A 17115-nucleotide genomic window follows, 5' to 3' on the forward strand; every position below is an offset into this window, starting at 1 on the left:
CCACTGACCCAAATGGGGTGCCATAGTCTACGTATTTCGTGGATACGCTGGCTACGCTTGCTACCTTGAGATCAGGCTTTTCATTGACTACTATCTGTGCCGAAGCCTTCACTCCATCAGGATTCACGACACCTGTCTTCATGGTTAGGGTGCCCTCCACTGTGTACGTTCCGGCTACGTTTTCGTCATAGCTTCCCTTGCTCCAGGTCACTCCGAGATTTGTCTTGCTTCCATCTTCTAAGGTAGCTTCTATGGTTGATGGCAAGCCCACTGACCCAAATGGGGTGCCATAGTCTACGTATTTCGTGGATACGCTGGCTACGCTTGCTACCTTGAGATCAGGTTCTTTGAGCATCACTTCAACTGCAATATTTCGGTCTAGGTTTCTATATGTGTAAGTTAGGCCAGTCTCTCCTGCTACCACAGTTCCGTTTACCCTCCAAGAGGAAACTTCATGCCCTAGATTTGGAACCGTTGTAAATAATATATCCTTTCCTTCAGTTACAGATGAGCCGCTACTTATTAAAGCCCCCTCAACTGAAGCAGTCATGCTTCCATTGCTGGGATCCGAAAATGTCACCACAAACAATTTTGGAAGTGCCGGATTTACTGTAACCTGACAAGTCCCACTCCCTGATGAATTAGAAGCGGTTATGGTTGCGACACCGGGTGAAATTGCTCTCACTACACCGTTGTTCACTGTTGCGACTCCCGTGTTGCTTGAGCTCCATTTGATATTTCTGTTTGTTGGATGTGACGGATTTTGAGTGACCGCTATTGTTCCGTCTTCACCTCCTACCGTCAATATCATGCTTGTTGGCGATACCATTACTGAGCTACTTTCCGCAGTTTTAAATACTGCAACTAACGTTGTATCAGATGCAGGCATAGTATAATCGAAGGTCGCACTATTGCTAACAGGAGTTGTTTCCAAAGTCCAGTATTCAAAATCATAACCGGAATTTGGTACTGCCACAACTCTTACTGTTGTTTCAGGAGCATAATTGCCACCACCCGTGACTGTACCTCCTTCTTTTGGATTTGCTGCTAAAGTCAATAAGTAGGTTTCTTGATTATCTATTGCAAAATTGGCTGCTACGTCGACATTTGCCATTACATTTGCGTCAGTTCTAGGATTATCATCTCTCCCATCACTCCAGCCGACAAAATGATAATTTTCATTTGGAATAGCCTCGACAGCTGTTCCGCTTCCACCTTGATTAACAGTCTGACTCAATTCTCCCAGTACATATCCCCCTGTTCCCGCTGAGTATGTCAATCTGTAGTATATAGTCGAAGGAGATAAAACTGTAACAAAACATGTTGCATACTGACTTTTATCCGATGAAATCGTCGCTGTTATTACGGCAGTACCAGGAGATACCGGGGTAACTACTCCTTTGTTCACTGTTGCAACCGACTGATTGCTTGAACTCCATTTGGCATTTTGCACAGTTGGATGAATTGTGCTTGTAAGTGTAAGAGTGGCCGATTCTCCCCCCGCTACTAATTCAATTTCTTCAGGCGATATCGTCAATGCGCTACTGGACGTCACTTGTACTCCAGAGCTCTTCCCTTCAATTGTCGTCACCCCTGTGGCAGCCACAGAAGCCAATATTAATGTAAAAATCATTGCGACTGCCAATAGGAGATTAAATGAATTTTTCAAATGCCTTTTTAACATATTCATTCCCTCCCTTGCAACATGGTGACTGCTAAACGCGTATCCTTCTTATTTGTTTCCTTTTATCTATCACCTCCGTACTTAATCCATAAATATCATTCAACAAAAAAACCGACCTTAAATGGTCGGTTACGCTACCAGCTCTCCTAAGGGCAAAGCGTCCAAATAATCCCTTAGAGTCAGTGCTTCCATAACAACGCTTTCTTACTACACTAATTATATTCTAGATTCTATATTTTGTAAACGCTTTATCATTTACAATTAATACTTAATTGAATTATTTCATATATTAAAACAAACTCCTTCGGCTAATTTCCTGCTTGCTCTATAAATCCTATATTAGAGCCATCAAGATTCATAACTGATATCCGCCTTTCATCATCGTTGTTGTGCCAAAACATCTTGCCACCTGCAATGTTTAAGCTAAAAAACACATCGGCCGGCATTATCATTTCTTCACCTGAACCATCTAACGATGATTTGTAAACACCAGAGTCTGAATTGTCTTGACGTCTGCCTGACCAAAAATAATACAGATGCTCGCCATCAGTGTTCAAGTAATCCACCCACTTTGATAAAAACAACTCCTTCTCTCCTGTCAATGTATCATATCTGTAAATGTTGCTAGTATTATCTCTAGCTATATAGAATATTTCATTTCCAACAACGTCAAAAGTGCCTCCAAAAACATCATTTATTACTTTTTCAGGCTGTCCTCTTCCCTCTAGATCCAACTTGTATATATTCATAACATATTCTTCATCCAAATCGGACATTAAATAAATATTTTCGTCTATGATTGCTACATTATCGTAAATATCATCAAGGAGTTTCTTCTCCTCGCTCCCATCATATCTAATTTTGTAAAGCCCTCCATCAATGATCTCTGTAAAGTACAAATAATCATCTTTTAATATTAGTTCTTCGAAGCTTCCTTCTTTTATGATGGTCAAGTTGCTCCCATCCATATTTATTCTAAACAACCCATATAGGCTCAGCATTTCATCATTAGGATCAGGTATTGAACCAAGTGTGAAAACTGCACCCCCATTTACGTTTATGTCATGAAGCATGCCCTTTAGCAGAAGCTCGCTTTCCCCGGTATCTATACTTGTTCTCCATAGGTTGCCATTTATCATCTTATCAATGTGATATATATAACCTTCATATTCTGCCGCCATCCCATCGTGGAGAAGATTTGCCGGAGTATTTCCAGTCCCTGCAAGGTTCAAAGCCACATTTGATTCATTACTATTTATTCTATTCTTACCATTTCTATCCGCATTGTCCGAATTTCCCCCACACCCTGTCATAATAAGAGATATCATTAAAAAAATCACTGTTATTAATTGATACTTTCTGGTCATCACCAAACATCCTCTCGAAGTTAATTGAATTTTTAAGCAAGTCTTAACAATAAAATTATACGAAATTCAAACTTAGAATTCCACACATCTATTTATTTTGGCAATGACTTGGTCTGTCACATTTAAAGCGCTTTTGTCATCACTTGCTATTATTCTGTCAAAGATACTTTACAACTATCTGCTCCACTGTGTTGGTAACCATTTTGCAGTAAAGGTAGCATCTTCTCATTTTTTTATAGACCTCAGTGTATTCATAAATAGGAAATTGATCCTGTTCCATCTTATAAAGATTCGAAATCGATGTCTTATATATGACTTCAGCCTTTGATTTGACGCTATTGACTTTACTTATATAGTCAAAAATCGTCTTGGATTTTTTATAATTTTGTAACTCCACAAGGCACAAGTTCATATTTTCGCAGGCTTCAAGTATCATTTCTGAAAATTTCAAAGCCTCTTGCCTGATTTCGCAAATATTGAAGGTATATATCGCCACCAAAACTTCCTCGATTTCATCTGTAACATCGTCAATCTTGTGAGACAGATCTATGATATCGCTTTTGTCTATTGGCGGAAGAAATTCAGATATGAGGTTTTCCAGCATTTCTTTTTTTTTCATATCTGCTGCTTTTTCAATTTCATGCATTTTTACAACCTGCTCCTCAAGTGATTCCTTATCGAAATTCTTAAGAATACGGTGCAGAAATCCTGCAGCATCTATGGAGTATTTCGACATATCGTCAAAGGCTCTTATGTAGTCGTATCTATCTTTTTTCTTGAAAATCGTCATATCCTATCCTCCTTTCGCAAAAAGAGATAAAAATAATTTCGCCGTTAAAAACCCTGTTAACCCGCAACCCGGAAACGTCAAAATCCAAGTATAAACCATATTTTTTGCTACTTTCCAATTTATAGAAAAAAACCTCACAGATATGCCTGTTCCCATAATGGCTGTTGTTTTTGTATGAGTAGTGCTCACCGGAAAACCAAAGATCGATGATGCAAGCAATGCAATGGATGCTGCCAAATCTGCAGCAAACCCTTGAAAGGGTTCTAATTTCACCATATCCATGCCTACAGTTTTCACTATTCTTATTCCACCTATGGAAGTGCCCAGAGCCATCATTATAGAACAAACCAATACTATCCAAACGGGAACATCGAATTCTCCTTGCATCCCCAAGTCTCTAGATAAATAAATCCCCAACATGAAAACTCCTAAAAATTTCTGTCCGTCCTGAGCACCATGCATAAATGCCATCGCTGCTGCTCCTGCCACTTGAGCTTTTTTAAACTTTGGAGTTGTTTTTCTTCTCTCGCTATATCTAAATATCCTCTGTATTATTCTGCTTATGCCAAATCCAAGGGAAAATCCAGCACCCACGGAAAACAACAGACCATAAATTACCTTTATCCATTCGGATGAATTTATCCCTGAAAGCCCCCCTTGCAGAGCAATAGCAGCTCCGGATATGCCTGCGATCAATGCATGGCTTTCGCTTGTGGGCATTCCAAACCGCCAAGCCATAGTTGACCAGATGATAATTGCAAACATGGCCGCACACAATGCAATCAGCGAGCTTCTGGAATCTCCAGTGAAATCTGCCATCAAATATATGGTTTGGGCTACCTTCGAATTTATTAGCATCATTATGAACACACCTAAAAAGTTTAATACAGCAGCCATCACTATTGATTTTACCGGTGATAATGACCTGGTGGTTATGCAGGTTGCTATTGCGTTTGGAGCATCCGTCCATCCGTTAACGAGAAAAACTCCCAGGGTTAAAATAACTGTTATAAAAAGCTCCGGTTTCCTTAACATCTCACCAGCAAATTCATAAATGGTTATATCCACTTTGTCCTCCCGGAATAAGCATTAGTTTTATCTTTGGGTTATATATACCCTTCTTTTTTTACATTATCACTATTAGATTCTACTGGATAAAATCATAAAAATCGCTGCAACCAATATTTGATTGCAGCAACTTATAACATCTATTATTCATTTCATGTATCCATAACCGCTTCTGTGGAAATTGTTTTTCTTTTCGTTTTATCTAAATACATGTTTTGATCTACATGGTGATAAAATTCGGAATAATTACTCCAGCTGTTTTCCATATAAACACCCGAGCCTGCTGCAACATCGATTGGATAAGATGATTCTGATTTTTTCTTATTAAGACCCAACCTTAAATTCTCCATACATCTTTTGTATATATCCTTATCCGGCTTATCCATTAAAACGATGAATTCATCCCCGCCGATTCGATAGCATTCTCCAAAACCTTGGAATGCTTCTTTTGCCAAATAGTATGTCGCCTTGATCGCATCATCACCCACATTATGTCCAAATGTATCGTTAATGTATTTCAGGTCATTTAAGTCCAATATAACCAATCTAAATGGATCTATCTTTTTCTTGCTTTTCAGATTCTCCAAATCCCGTTCGTAGGCTGACCTATTGCCCCCTCCAGTGAGAAAATCCTTGTAGGCAAGCTTTTCCAATAGAACGTGTTCTTTGTTTTTTTCGAGATTTTCCTTAAGATATATATATGCATCATATATTAATAACCCTATGAAAATCAGCATTCCAATCCTGTAAAAAGTAGATGTGTATTCAAATAGATTGTTATAAAATGCTGCAATTTCAAGGGCCGTGCTAATAACAATTACAGCAGTGTATTTAAACATGCGCCTGACATTATTATTCCTGTGTCTTTCAAACTCGTAAATCATTATCGATATTATCATCAAAATTGAAATGCTCATTATAAGGTTCATATATCTTGCAGTGTCTATGAAAGCTCTCAGTCCTGCAAGTTGAAGCAATACAATTCCTAAAATCATCAGTGCTTGTCCCAAGGAGATTCCTTTAATCAGTCTCTTGCTTATATGCTGACTCAAGACTGCTTCCTTTATGTATAACGATAAAAACACTCCTATCAAAGGAATCATGACATAACTTATCCCGCCAATCACAAACCGATTCCCTGTAAAAAACTGCATCAGCTTGGCTTCGGATAGTATCCACACGGAAGCAGACATAGATAAAAACCCAAGATAAAGCAGCCTGTTGTCTTTTGCAAATCTAATAAAGATAGAAAATATCGTTATTATAAATCCTGTCAGAAATAAAATCACGAATACGATAATTCCTGTAAATTGACTTTTTATCAGATCATACAGCAGATCCTGAGCTCGCCCCATTTTAACTTCGTTCAACATCCCACCAAAGGCGGATACCTCGCTTGTTACATCAAGGGTGAGCTTTTTCCCCTGGTAATCTTCCGGCAGATCCACCAATAGCCAAAGGCTAGCTGGAGGCTTGGCAAACACGCCGTAGGAAGAGTTTTCATGACGATAAATTTCTATATTTTCTAGATATACTACGATGTCCTGCATTGAAGATCGCAACAATAAATGATCCTTCCGGGACGTGTCTTCCGGCAAGTATGTTTCCGCCTTGTATAACACCCCGGAGTCCAAGTCCAGATCTATAGGCAAATATGTATTTAATATTGATTTATCCTCATAATATACATTCCACTCCTGTTCAAGCAAGACAACATCGCCTTTAACTATCCTATAGTTTTCATCGTCAAAATAACCGCTTATAAACACGAAAGCGGCTATTAAAAATGCGGCAAATGCTAAAGTAATAAGCTTGCTCTTGTTAATAGGCTTCATCAACGAGTCTCCCAAATGTCCATTTGTTTTCTATTATTCTACCACTTGACTATCTTGATTTCTATAAAAAATTATTAACACAGCTTAAATCATAAGCTTTTGGGGAATAATAGATAGTATCACAGTATATGATTATCGCATATCTTATCCTGACAGCTTGTCTATAAAGAAAGGATGATCTGACATGTCAGTTATTAATGGCGTCATTATTCAGTTTTTTCATTGGTATACCCCAGATGATGGAAGTCTTTGGGATACCCTATCTCGCGAGGCGAAGAACCTTTCCCAAGCAGGCTTTACCGCCCTTTGGCTTCCTCCTGCATATAAAGGCGTCGGAGGGGGAATGGACGTTGGCTACGGGGTTTATGACTTATTCGACCTTGGAGAGTTCGACCAGAAAGGCAGCATACGGACTAAATACGGCACAAAAGAAGCATATATAAAAGCAATTGACGCTTGCCACGAACATGATCTTCAAGTATACGCAGATTTAGTGTTCAATCACAAGATGGGTGCGGACCGGGAAGAAGAGCTCGAAGCCAGGCCGTATAGCCATGACGATCGCCACAAGCCTATCGGCGAGATGCAAAAGATAAGAGTCTGGACAAACTTCACTTTTCCAGGCCGAAATGATATGTATTCTTCTCTAAAATGGCACTGGTGGCACTTTAATGCCGTGGATTACAATGCGTTAAACGAAAAAACGGATGCTATATATTTATTTAAAGATAAAAGCTTTGACGAGCAGGTGGATGAAGAAAAGGGAAACTTTGATTATTTGATGGGCTGCAACCTTGATATGAACAATCAAGACGTTATAGAGGAGCTCATACATTGGGGGAAATGGTACCTTGACACCACCGGCGTTGACGGGTTTCGTTTCGACGCCGTAAAGCACGTCAAGGCAGACTTTTTTAGGCATTGGCTCCATCAGATGCAGCTTCATACAAGCAAGGAACTTTTTGCTGTTGGCGAATACTGGTCTGGGGACAGAGGCGCCCAAGACAGGTTTATCGAAAATACCCAAGAGAAACTGATGCTATTTGATGTCAATCTCCATTACAATTTTTCAGATGCAAGCGTAAAAGGCAAGGAATACGACTTGAGGCAGATCTTTGACAATACGCTCATAAAAGATCGACCAGATCTCGCAGTGACCTTCGTAAGCAATCACGATTCACAGCCCCTTCAAGCATTAGAATCCGTGGTTGAACACTGGTTTACTCCGCTAGCTTATGCTCTTACACTTTTAAGGCGTGACGGATACCCCTGCGTATTTACAGCAGATTATTACGGCGCTAATTATGCAGATGCCGATTATAAAGGTGAAATCCATCAGATAGAGCTGCCTAGCCACAAGTGGTTGATCGACAAATTTTTGCATGCAAGGCGCCACTATGCATATGGAAATCAAATTGATTATTTTGAACACCCAAACTGCATAGGTTGGGCTCGTACAGGTGATCGCGACCACCCTTGCGGCATGGTCGTCGTCATCAGCAATGGGGATGAAGGCTCATTATTCGTTAAAACCGGTGCAAAAAACACTTCATTCATTGATCTTACAGAGCACATCACGGAGTCTGTCAAAACTAATAAAAACGGAGAAGGGACCTTTCCATGCCCCGGCAGATCAATGTCTGTATGGATTGCAAAGTGTTAAAGTCCTGATACATAGTCCCTTCCCCTTTTTATGGCTTCTACATCTAAATCAAATAGCTCCTCGCTCAAATTTTCAAACACCTGTTTTAAGGATTTCTTTACCGAATTTGGCTGAAGGCACTTTGTTCTTTGTATCAAAGCCCCCATCATGACCATATTAGCAACTTTTTCGTTGCCGAGGTCTCTGGCAATTTCAGTGGCAGGAACATATAGTGCCTTAGCTGTTTTATCCGTTGTTTTTTCTTTTACCAGGGAACTGTTAATTAAGAGTTCCCCTTTTTTATCCAGAGACTTTTCAAACTTTCTCAGTGAAGGAAGATTCATCGCGATAACTGAAGTCCCTTCTACTATAATAGGAGATGCTATTCTTTCCTCGGATATTATTACCTGACAATTTGCAGTGCCTCCCCGCATCTCAGGACCGTAAGAGGGAAGCCAAGACACGAACCTGCCTTCACTCATCCCGGCATATGCCAGAACCTCTCCCATGGAAAGTATTCCCTGACCTCCAAACCCGGAGCAAATTATCCTATGTTCATACATATTCAATCACCCTCTTTCCAATTTCGAAAATTACCCAGAGGATAGTAGGGCATCATAGTGCTTTCAATCCACTTGAGAGCTTCTTCAGGTTTCATTCCCCAGTTTGTTGGGCAAGAGGATAAAACTTCTACAATTGAAAACCCAGCGCCTTTTATCTGTGCTTCAAAAGCTTTCTTTATAGCCACCTTTGCCCTTCTTATGTTGCCGGGGCTATTAGCCGCAACTCGTTCCACAAAAGCCGCGCACTCCAAAGTAGACAGCATCTCGCTGATTCTGATGGGACTTCCAAAACCTTCAATAGTCCTTCCTTTAGGTGTGGTTGTCGTCTTCTGACCAATCAGCGTAGTAGGAGCCATCTGCCCTCCTGTCATTCCGTAAATGGCGTTGTTTACAAAAATCGTGGTAATCTTCTCTCCCCTTGCTGCGGCGTGGACTATCTCTGCGGTTCCTATTGAAGCAAGATCCCCGTCTCCCTGATAAGTAAACACTACCGAATCAGGATGGACCCTCTTAATACCAGTCGCCACAGCGGGAGCCCTTCCATGGGCCGCTCCTATCATATCGCAGTTAAAGTAATCGTAAGCAAAAACAGAGCATCCAACTGCCGATACGCCAATCGCATTTTCTATGAGATCCATCTCTTCAAGAACTTCGCCGACTATTCGGTGTATGATGCCATGAGTGCAACCCGGACAAAATATGGTGTCTCTATCAGTCAACCCTCTAGTTCTACTGTATATCGTCTTCAATTGTTTTCAACTCCTTCGATAACGCACTTCAACCATTTTGCTATTTCTACCTGGGTTGGCACCATGCCTCCGGTTCTGCCATAAAAGAAAACAGGTAGTCTGCCATTATTAGCAATTTTTACATCATCTATCATCTGACCCATGCTCATTTCAATGGCTGCGATTCCCTTGACCCCATCTGGCAGCCCTTCGAAGGCTTTATGAGGGAAAGGCCACAGCGATATTGGTCTAATGAGTCCGACTGCTAACCCTTCGTTTTTCAAAATTTCTATAGAACTCCTAACGATCCTAGCCGTCGTGCCATAGGCTGCTACTATAAAAACAGGCTTTTCCATATTGTACAGCTCGTATCTGGTTTCATTTTTTTCTATCAGGTCGTACTTTTTCTTTAGTTCCTTATTTTTGCCTTCCAGCTCCTCAGCATTTAGATAAAGGGTAGTTATTATATTCTTTTTTCTCCTCCCTCTGGTTCCCGTTAGAGCCCAACTTTTGCTTTCAGCCCTTTTTTCTTTTACCGGAGTCATCAAATCAACAGGCTCCATCATCTGCCCCAGCATGCCATCTGCGGAAATGATAACAGGATTTCTGTACCTGTCTGCGATGTCAAAGGCTTTTATCATTATATCAGCCGCCTCCTGTATGCTTTCAGGGGCATATACGATAGTTCTATAATCTCCGTTTCCTCCCCCTTTAGTGTTTTGATAATAGTCTGCCTGAGAAGGCTGTATGTTTCCAAGCCCCGGCCCTCCTCTTGATACGTTGACTATTACGCAGGGAAGCTGAGCTGCTGCCAGATAGCTTATGCCCTCTTGCATCAACGCGATCCCGGGAGAAGAGGATGATATAAGGACTCTGCTTCCTGCAGCCGCAGCACCATAAACCATATTGATTGCGGCAACTTCGCTTTCTGCCTGAAGAAAGGTTCCTCCCACTTTATCCAGCCTTCTTGCCATGCATTCCATCAATTCGCTTTGTGGAGTTATGGGATATCCAAAATAATGCCTGCAACCCCCTATGATTGCAGCAACACCTAGAGCTTCATTTCCCTTCATTAGCTTTTCACTCATAACCTCCACCTTCCTTGCCTTCTAAAAGTTGAATCGTTATGGCTGCATCTGGACATACGACTGAACAGTTGCCGCATCCGAGGCACCTTTCCATCTTAATCACCGAGGAGGGATGATATCCTTTTTTGTTAAGCTTCTCTGTGTCTATTTTCAAAATGCTTGCCGGACAAAATCTTAAGCACAACCCACATCCCTTGCACCTTTCCTGATCAATAATGACATTGAATCTTTTTGCGCTCATATCTACCCCCGACCTTTAATCAATTATAGAATCATCACAGTAAATTTTTGCTTCTACAGCTCCTTGCAAAACCTCAAGCACACCTTTTGCCAGTGCTTCCATTTCCATTTCTCCTGGATAAACCTTCACCGGAGCTATCCAGTCTACCCTGCAAGATACCATCTTTATAAAATCATCGTCACCAGCCAGTCCACCTGTCATTGCGATGCAGTCCACATTACCTTCAAGAACCGTTGATAGCGCCCCCACAAATTTCGATACCTGATAAGCCATGGCGTCGTATAAGAGCTTTGCCGCCTTATCCCCTAGATTAACTTTCCCCTTGACGCTTATCATGTCACTTGTCCCTAAATAGGCATATACTCCGCCTTTTCCGGTAAGCTTTTTTTGCATCTCTTCCAAGGTGAATTTGCCGGAATAACACATCTTGACGAGATCTCCAGCCGGCAAAGTTCCAGCCCTTTCCGGCATTATCGGCCCTTCCGAATCATAGCAGTCGTTGACATCTACCACCTGACCGCAAATATGGGCTCCTATTGAAATCCCGCTGCCCAAATGAACTACGATAATTCTAGCTTCTTGATAGCTCTTGCCTAGTTCATTGGCTGCAGCCTTAGCGCACTCTTTTTGGTTCAAGGCATGAAACCTGCTTTTTCTTTTTATTTCAGGCAAGCCCGTTATCCTGGCAAGCTCACCTAATTCATCGACTACCGGTGGATCCACCACAAAAGCCGGAATACCAGCCTTAGCGGCAATCTCGCTGGCAATAACAGCACCTAGGTTTGAAGCATGATGGCCGCCCACGCCCCTTATACAGTCTTCTATCATGCGTTGGTTGACAATGTAAGTTCCGCTTTTAATAGGCCTCAAAGTGCCTCCTCTTCCCGCTACTGCCGCCAATTCATTGATTGGCACTTTCCACTTGTCTAACATATTGATCACTGCATCTTTTCTTAATGGACACTGTTCCATAACGCTTTTGTAGACGTTCAACTCTTCCTTAGGATGATTTATTTTTTCTCTGAAAAGCTCTATTCCCTCTTCATACAACGCCAATCTTGTGGATGTGGATCCCGGGTTAATAACCAATATCTTGTACATAAAATTCCTCCAAGGCAATTTATTTGTATACAAGCCTCTTATATTTGATACCCCTGATTGAAAATACATACTCATTGCAAGGTTAAAAACAAAGAAGCGGTTCTTTTTGTTTTAAGTTGACAAGTCTATCTTTTTGATTTATCATGTACATATGCATATATGTGTATATGTGCATGATGTGAATGTGAGGTGTTCATATGAACGCAATGACTAATATTTTCAAGATCTTATCTGATGAAACCCGTTTGAGAATTTTGCTGCTTCTAAATTCAAAAACCCTATGCGTATGTCAGCTTCAGGCGATAATGGATGAGACACAACCAAAAATATCCAAAAACCTTGGTAGATTGAGGGACTTAGGACTGGTAACGGTCACGAAACAAGAAAAGCTTTCCTTCTACTCCTTGGATACGTCAAATATCGGTTTAACCGATATCCTTAATATAACTTTTGACAACTTAAAGTCTGATGAAACCATAATGAACGACATAGAAAGGTTAAACGATGTGGACAGATACATCCAGGTCAAGGACTTTGCAAATTAATTCAAAAACATAAAATACAAAGGCAGGTAGAGAAAAATGCTTGAATTTTTAAACGACGCATGGAGCTTGCTCACAAGCATGCTTAAGTTTGAATGGCTTTACAATTTAACAGAATCACTGGTAGAAAACGTATTTAATTTGTCTATGGAGACGAAGCTTGGTTCAGCGATACATTTTTTTATTTACGATGTAATCAAAATTCTTATGCTCCTTAGTATAATGATATTTATAATATCATATGTGAGAAGCTACTTCCCTCCGGAACGGACTAAGAAAATGCTTGAAAAAGTCGGTGGCATAAAGGGAAACATCATGGCATCGCTCCTTGGCACCGTCACACCCTTTTGTTCATGCTCATCTGTGCCTATTTTCATAGGTTTTGTAGAGAGCGGCGTACGACTGGGTGCCACCTTCTCGTTTCTTATTACCTCTCCTCTGATCAATCAAGGGGCAATAGTGGTTCTGTTGGCGGCATTTGGCTGGAGAGTCGTGGCTTTGTATATACTGATGGGTGTTTTAATAGGAATTATCGGGGGTACCCTGATAGGCAAGCTTAACCTTGAAAACGAAGTCGAAGGCTATGTCTATGAGATATCTTCAAAGGAAGTTGAAATACAACAAATGACCAAAAGAGACAGGGTTGAATATGCTGTTGAAGAAGTTAAGAGCATAGTTAGCCATGTCTGGATTTATCTGATGATCGGAATTGGTCTTGGTGCTGCAATACACGGTTGGGCTCCGGAAGAGATATTGACAAGATACGCAGGTCCTGACAACCCCTTTGCCGTTCTTGTAGGTGTTGCCATTGGGATTCCACTTTATGCCGATGTCATCGGAACTATACCAATCGCTGAAGCCCTAATAGCCAAGGGTATGGGAATGGGCACCGCGCTTTCTTTTATGATGTCGGTTGCCGCCATGTCCGTGCCTGCCATGATACTTCTTAGAAAAGTAATAAAGCCGAAGCTCTTGGCAGTATTTATCATCATAACAGGCTCAGGAATAATTCTTGTAGGATATTTTTTCAATTTAATACTTCATTAAAACTAATATCTATAAAAATTTAGGAGGGATATGAAATGGAAATCAAAGTTTTAGGAACAGGATGTAAAAAGTGCAAAACACTCGAGGAAAATGTAAAAAAAGCACTTGAAGCCGCCAACATAGAAGCCAGCATTGAAAAAGTGGAGGATTTAAAAGACATCATGGAATACGGTGTCATGAACACTCCTGCACTTGTAATAAATGGCGAGGTTAAGAGCACGGGCAAGGTATTAAAGCCTGCAGAAATCCAAAAACTATTTTAAGAAACCCCCAATCCACCCTTTAGTTAGAATAGAGGTTAGGATTGGGGGTCTTTTATTACAAGCAAGAATCTATCAATATTTTTGTGTACTCATTCTTCGGGTTTGATATTATTTCGTCCGGCCTACCTTCTTCCACGATCTGGCCTTGATGCATGATAATCATCCTGTCGCAGATTTCCTGTACCACCGCTATATCATGACTGATGAACAGGTACGCAGTATTGTTCTCTTTTTTTAGTTTTCCAATCAGCTTGATTATTTGAGCCTGTATCGTAACATCCAGGGCGCTGGTTGCTTCGTCGCAGATCAGAAGGCTTGGATTTACCGCTATCGCCCTTGCAAAAGACGCTCGCTGGCATTCTCCTCCGCTGACTTGATGAGGATACCTTTCTGCGTACTCTTTCGCAAGCCCGCAGATTTCCAAGTATTCACCAGCTCTATCACGAGCCTCTTTTTTACCGATCCCACGATTTATCATACCCTCCATAATGCTGTTTCCAAGCCTTTGTCTCGGGTTAAATGAGGTTACAGGTACTTGGAAAACCATCTGCACCGTTTCGCAAATCATCTTATGTGAGTTTTTACCTCCTTCAAGTATTTTATTGCCTTTAATATAAATTTCTCCTCTGTCTGCAGACTCAGATGCTGTTATGAGTTTTGCAAGAGTGCTTTTGCCGCAGCCGCTTTCACCTACAAGTCCAAGACACTCTCCGGGAAAAATCTTAAACTCCACGCCCTTGACTGCTTGCACAGTGCTGTTTTTTCTGCGATAGCTTTTATGGATATTCTTAAGTTCCAGTACAGGTATCATTCCTTACCCTTTCCTGATTCTTGGTACGGACTGAATCAATTTTTGTGTGTAGTCTTCTTTGGGATTATTTATAACAGCGCCAGCATCACCATATTCCACAAGTCGTCCCTGGTGCATCACGGCTATTTTATCGGCAATCTTAGACACGAGTCCTATATTGTGGGTGATAATAACCATGGATATTCCATATTCTTCCCTTAAACTGGTTATTTCCTCAACGACCTTGGCTTGTGATATCACGTCTAGTGCCGAGGTGGGCTCATCGGCAATTAGCAGCTCCGGTTTAAACATCATCGCCATGGCAATCCCCACTCTTTGATTCATTCCGCCGGAAAGTTCAAAAGGATAGCTTTTTAAGATCCGGTTACCATCATGCAAATTCATTTTCTTAAACATCACAAGTGCTTGTTCTCTGGCATCTTTACGATTCCTTTGCCCATGCTCCTGCAAAGCCTCAAATAATTGATCGCCAATTGTTCGAAGAGGGCACAGCGCACTTTCGCAGTTTTGGAATATCATCCCCATATGGGGTCCTCTTAACCGTCTTAAAGACTCCTTGGACATATCCAATAGAGTGTTTCCTTTAAAGATGATGCTTCCTTTGGTTACGCTGCCTTCGCTTCCCAAAAGACCCATGGCTGCCTTCGCCAGAGTGCTTTTTCCGCTGCCTGATTCTCCAACGATTCCCAGTACTTCTCCTTTGTCAAGTTTTAGATTCATATCAAAAACCACAGGTTCCCCGTTATAGCTCACTTCGACTTGACGCATTTCAAATAATGGCTTGGTCATTTATATATATCCAGTTTTGAAGTGATTTCATAATAGTCCGATGGATGTGCAATAAAACCGGCAACCCCCTCTCTCATTACAAAGGACATCTTTAAATGTGACGCGTAGATATATGCACGGTCATCCAGTACTTGCTGTGCAATTTTAACTGCAAGCTCGCTTCTTTTCTCAGTATCGAACTCGTCTCTCAACTGCTCTACCAGTTTTTCTACATTGTCATTATGATAATGCCCCCTGTTGTAATCCGAGTCGTCTACAACGTGGGTGGTGAAGTAGTACTGCGGATCGCCGGTTGGAGCAGAGACGAAGGCGCTTGCATATACATCGTATTCTCCAGATTGGAGAAAGTCCCTAAAGTTATCCGTAGCATTTACCAACACCTCGATTCCCGCCTCTTTATACGTTGCCTGAACTGATTCTGCCAATAGCGGAAGCTCTTGCCTTGAGGTGTATGTAAGCCACCTTATTGTCAATCTCTTCCCATCTTTTTCACGTATCCCGTCTCCATTAGAATCTATCCAGCCTGCATTTTCAAGAATCTCCCCGGCTTTTTCAACGTCGTACTCATCAGCCTTTAACGCATCTCCGCCGAAGGTGAAGTTTGCCGGATATGGCCCGATTGCAGGAGATCCGTTTCCTTGAAGGAGAACGCTTGTAAAACCTTCCTTATCCATGCTCAAAGCCATGGCCTCTCTCACTGCGTCATCTTGGATCAATTCAGACCGAAAGTTTAAAGCTGCCTGATACAGTCTGGAGGTATTGGTAGAACTGATCGTATAATCCGGGTCATCTTGAAACAATTGAAGGCTTACATAGGGAAGCCCTTGTGCTGCGTCGATATCGCCGCTTTGAAGCGCCATTGTCAATGTATCTCCATCTGTGATGCTTTTTACATTTATATTATTAACAATTACTTCTCCATCCCAATAATTATCATTGGATGTCAAATTGATTTCTGTATCGGTGACTCTAGTGGCAATATATGGGCCTGTCCCCACGACATTTTTATCTTCAGTAACTCCAGCTTCCATATCAATTATCGCGCCATATGGGTCACATAGGTAGTTTACGAATCCGGGTACCTTGATATTAGAAGTTATCGTGATGCTTTGTCCATCTGCTTCTATGGATTTGATTTGAAGATCTGAAGGCGCTCTATCGTGAACTGCTATTAAATTTTCCAGACAGTCCTTAACAGCCTCTCCTGTCATCTTGTTTCCATTAGAAAATGTCACGTCCTCCCTTAAGTTTATTCTAACCGTATACTCGTCAATCTGTTCATAATCGGTTGCCAACCAAGGTTCTAATTCCATGGATTCGTTAAACTTAAACAGGGTTTCACCTACCCCGTATCTGATTGTTGACCACCCGCTGTATCCTTCATGTGGATTTAAACCTGTATTTCCCATAGCCACTCCATAGGCCATCGTTCCGTAATTAAAGGTTTTTTCCTGTGACGTCGAGCCCGTATTTTCGCAACCGGACAACATCGTCAAAACCAATATGGAGGTAATAAACAAACTGAAAATCCTATATCTTTTATTCATGTCAAGACT

Annotated in this window: 17 protein-coding genes and 1 riboswitch; of the genes, 4 read left to right on the forward strand and 13 right to left on the reverse strand. The window is 41.3% G+C overall.

The features are described 5' to 3' along the window. The 5 genes from BUB93_RS03915 to BUB93_RS03935 form a co-directional block, all read right to left on the reverse strand. A partial coding sequence (locus BUB93_RS03915; RefSeq protein WP_159432057.1) for an InlB B-repeat-containing protein occupies nucleotides 1–1684 on the reverse strand: 1684 nt, incomplete at its 3' end. Between the two features lie 115 nt (nucleotides 1685–1799). After that, nucleotides 1800–1883, reverse strand: a riboswitch (cyclic di-GMP riboswitch). Between the two features lie 109 nt (nucleotides 1884–1992). Further along, nucleotides 1993–3051 (reverse strand): DUF5050 domain-containing protein, encoded by a 1059-nt coding sequence (locus tag BUB93_RS03920; RefSeq protein WP_073269784.1) that lies wholly within the window; start codon nucleotides 3049–3051, stop codon nucleotides 1993–1995. 157 nt (nucleotides 3052–3208) lie between these two features. After that, nucleotides 3209–3841 (reverse strand): DUF47 domain-containing protein, encoded by a 633-nt coding sequence (locus tag BUB93_RS03925; protein WP_073269785.1) that lies wholly within the window; start codon nucleotides 3839–3841, stop codon nucleotides 3209–3211. Nucleotides 3842–3844: 3 nt separating this feature from the next. Then, nucleotides 3845–4909 (reverse strand): inorganic phosphate transporter, encoded by a 1065-nt coding sequence (locus BUB93_RS03930; protein WP_073269786.1) that lies wholly within the window; start codon nucleotides 4907–4909, stop codon nucleotides 3845–3847. 152 nt (nucleotides 4910–5061) lie between these two features. Next, on the reverse strand, nucleotides 5062–6744 hold the full coding sequence (locus BUB93_RS03935) for a GGDEF domain-containing protein (RefSeq protein WP_073269787.1): 1683 nt from the start codon (nucleotides 6742–6744) through the stop codon (nucleotides 5062–5064). 184 nt (nucleotides 6745–6928) lie between these two features. On the opposite strand from BUB93_RS03935, the gene BUB93_RS03940 reads away from it, so the two are divergent. Next, a complete protein-coding gene (locus BUB93_RS03940; RefSeq protein ID WP_073269788.1) occupies nucleotides 6929–8407 on the forward strand; it encodes an alpha-amylase in 1479 nt (492 codons plus the stop codon). Here the strand turns inward: BUB93_RS03940 and BUB93_RS03945 are convergent. The 5 genes from BUB93_RS03945 to buk are packed head-to-tail and all read right to left on the reverse strand — an operon-like array spanning nucleotide 8404 to nucleotide 12107. After that, entirely contained in the window at nucleotides 8404–8949 is a 546-nt protein-coding gene (locus BUB93_RS03945; protein ID WP_073269789.1) for a 2-oxoacid:acceptor oxidoreductase family protein, read from the reverse strand. The genes BUB93_RS03940 and BUB93_RS03945 overlap by 4 nt on opposite strands. 2 nt (nucleotides 8950–8951) lie before the next feature. Next, nucleotides 8952–9698: a thiamine pyrophosphate-dependent enzyme gene (locus BUB93_RS03950; protein ID WP_073269790.1), complete on the reverse strand. Its 747-nt coding sequence runs from the start codon at nucleotides 9696–9698 to the stop codon at nucleotides 8952–8954. Further along, nucleotides 9695–10765, reverse strand: a complete 1071-nt coding sequence (locus BUB93_RS03955; protein WP_073269791.1) for a 3-methyl-2-oxobutanoate dehydrogenase subunit VorB — start codon at nucleotides 10763–10765, stop codon at nucleotides 9695–9697. Before BUB93_RS03955 ends, BUB93_RS03950 begins: the two co-directional genes overlap by 4 nt. Continuing rightward, nucleotides 10758–11006, reverse strand: a complete 249-nt coding sequence (locus BUB93_RS03960) for an indolepyruvate ferredoxin oxidoreductase subunit alpha (protein WP_073269792.1) — start codon at nucleotides 11004–11006, stop codon at nucleotides 10758–10760. The genes BUB93_RS03955 and BUB93_RS03960 overlap by 8 nt, the downstream gene beginning before the upstream one ends. A gap of 15 nt (nucleotides 11007–11021) precedes the next feature. Further along, complete coding sequence (buk, locus tag BUB93_RS03965; RefSeq protein ID WP_073269793.1) at nucleotides 11022–12107, reverse strand: butyrate kinase; 1086 nt, start codon at nucleotides 12105–12107, stop codon at nucleotides 11022–11024. 197 nt (nucleotides 12108–12304) lie between these two features. Here buk and BUB93_RS03970 point away from each other — a divergent pair, with 197 nt between their 5' ends. Genes BUB93_RS03970 through BUB93_RS03980 form a run of 3 tightly spaced genes read left to right on the forward strand, consistent with a single transcriptional unit; the run spans nucleotide 12305 to nucleotide 13959 of the window. Further along, the gene (locus BUB93_RS03970; protein WP_073269794.1) at nucleotides 12305–12652 is read left to right on the forward strand and encodes an ArsR/SmtB family transcription factor; all 348 of its coding nucleotides are present in this window, start codon (nucleotides 12305–12307) and stop codon (nucleotides 12650–12652) included. Nucleotides 12653–12688: 36 nt separating this feature from the next. After that, nucleotides 12689–13696 (forward strand): permease, encoded by a 1008-nt coding sequence (locus BUB93_RS03975; RefSeq protein WP_084116939.1) that lies wholly within the window; start codon nucleotides 12689–12691, stop codon nucleotides 13694–13696. 35 nt (nucleotides 13697–13731) lie between these two features. After that, complete coding sequence (locus BUB93_RS03980) at nucleotides 13732–13959, forward strand: thioredoxin family protein (protein WP_073269795.1); 228 nt, start codon at nucleotides 13732–13734, stop codon at nucleotides 13957–13959. 55 nt (nucleotides 13960–14014) lie between these two features. Here the strand turns inward: BUB93_RS03980 and BUB93_RS03985 are convergent, their stop codons facing one another. Genes BUB93_RS03985 through BUB93_RS03995 form a run of 3 tightly spaced genes read right to left on the reverse strand, consistent with a single transcriptional unit; the run spans nucleotide 14015 to nucleotide 17106 of the window. Then, nucleotides 14015–14770: an ABC transporter ATP-binding protein gene (locus BUB93_RS03985; protein ID WP_073269796.1), complete on the reverse strand. Its 756-nt coding sequence runs from the start codon at nucleotides 14768–14770 to the stop codon at nucleotides 14015–14017. A gap of 3 nt (nucleotides 14771–14773) precedes the next feature. Then, entirely contained in the window at nucleotides 14774–15559 is a 786-nt protein-coding gene (locus BUB93_RS03990) for an ABC transporter ATP-binding protein (RefSeq protein WP_073269797.1), read from the reverse strand. Beyond that, nucleotides 15556–17106: an ABC transporter substrate-binding protein gene (locus tag BUB93_RS03995; RefSeq protein ID WP_073269798.1), complete on the reverse strand. Its 1551-nt coding sequence runs from the start codon at nucleotides 17104–17106 to the stop codon at nucleotides 15556–15558. The genes BUB93_RS03990 and BUB93_RS03995 overlap by 4 nt, the downstream gene beginning before the upstream one ends. Nucleotides 17107–17115 lie beyond the last annotated feature (9 nt).

The organism is Alkalibacter saccharofermentans DSM 14828, from assembly GCF_900128885.1.
Classification (GTDB): domain Bacteria; phylum Bacillota; class Clostridia; order Eubacteriales; family Alkalibacteraceae; genus Alkalibacter; species Alkalibacter saccharofermentans.

Bases quoted from the DNA above. Each gene is read 5' to 3' on its own strand.
- BUB93_RS03920 (WP_073269784.1), bottom strand. From the start codon at position 3,051: ATGACCAGAAAGTATCAATTAATAACAGTGATTTTTTTAATGATATCT.
- BUB93_RS03925 (WP_073269785.1), bottom strand. From the start codon at position 3,841: ATGACGATTTTCAAGAAAAAAGATAGATACGACTACATAAGAGCCTTT.
- BUB93_RS03935 (WP_073269787.1), bottom strand. From the start codon at position 6,744: ATGAAGCCTATTAACAAGAGCAAGCTTATTACTTTAGCATTTGCCGCA.
- BUB93_RS03940 (WP_073269788.1), top strand. From the start codon at position 6,929: ATGTCAGTTATTAATGGCGTCATTATTCAGTTTTTTCATTGGTATACC.
- BUB93_RS03945 (WP_073269789.1), bottom strand. From the start codon at position 8,949: ATGTATGAACATAGGATAATTTGCTCCGGGTTTGGAGGTCAGGGAATA.
- BUB93_RS03955 (WP_073269791.1), bottom strand. From the start codon at position 10,765: ATGAGTGAAAAGCTAATGAAGGGAAATGAAGCTCTAGGTGTTGCTGCA.
- BUB93_RS03960 (WP_073269792.1), bottom strand. From the start codon at position 11,006: ATGAGCGCAAAAAGATTCAATGTCATTATTGATCAGGAAAGGTGCAAG.
- buk (WP_073269793.1), bottom strand. From the start codon at position 12,107: ATGTACAAGATATTGGTTATTAACCCGGGATCCACATCCACAAGATTG.
- BUB93_RS03970 (WP_073269794.1), top strand. From the start codon at position 12,305: ATGAACGCAATGACTAATATTTTCAAGATCTTATCTGATGAAACCCGT.
- BUB93_RS03975 (WP_084116939.1), top strand. From the start codon at position 12,689: ATGCTTGAATTTTTAAACGACGCATGGAGCTTGCTCACAAGCATGCTT.
- BUB93_RS03980 (WP_073269795.1), top strand. From the start codon at position 13,732: ATGGAAATCAAAGTTTTAGGAACAGGATGTAAAAAGTGCAAAACACTC.
- BUB93_RS03985 (WP_073269796.1), bottom strand. From the start codon at position 14,770: ATGATACCTGTACTGGAACTTAAGAATATCCATAAAAGCTATCGCAGA.
- BUB93_RS03990 (WP_073269797.1), bottom strand. From the start codon at position 15,559: ATGACCAAGCCATTATTTGAAATGCGTCAAGTCGAAGTGAGCTATAAC.
- BUB93_RS03995 (WP_073269798.1), bottom strand. From the start codon at position 17,106: ATGAATAAAAGATATAGGATTTTCAGTTTGTTTATTACCTCCATATTG.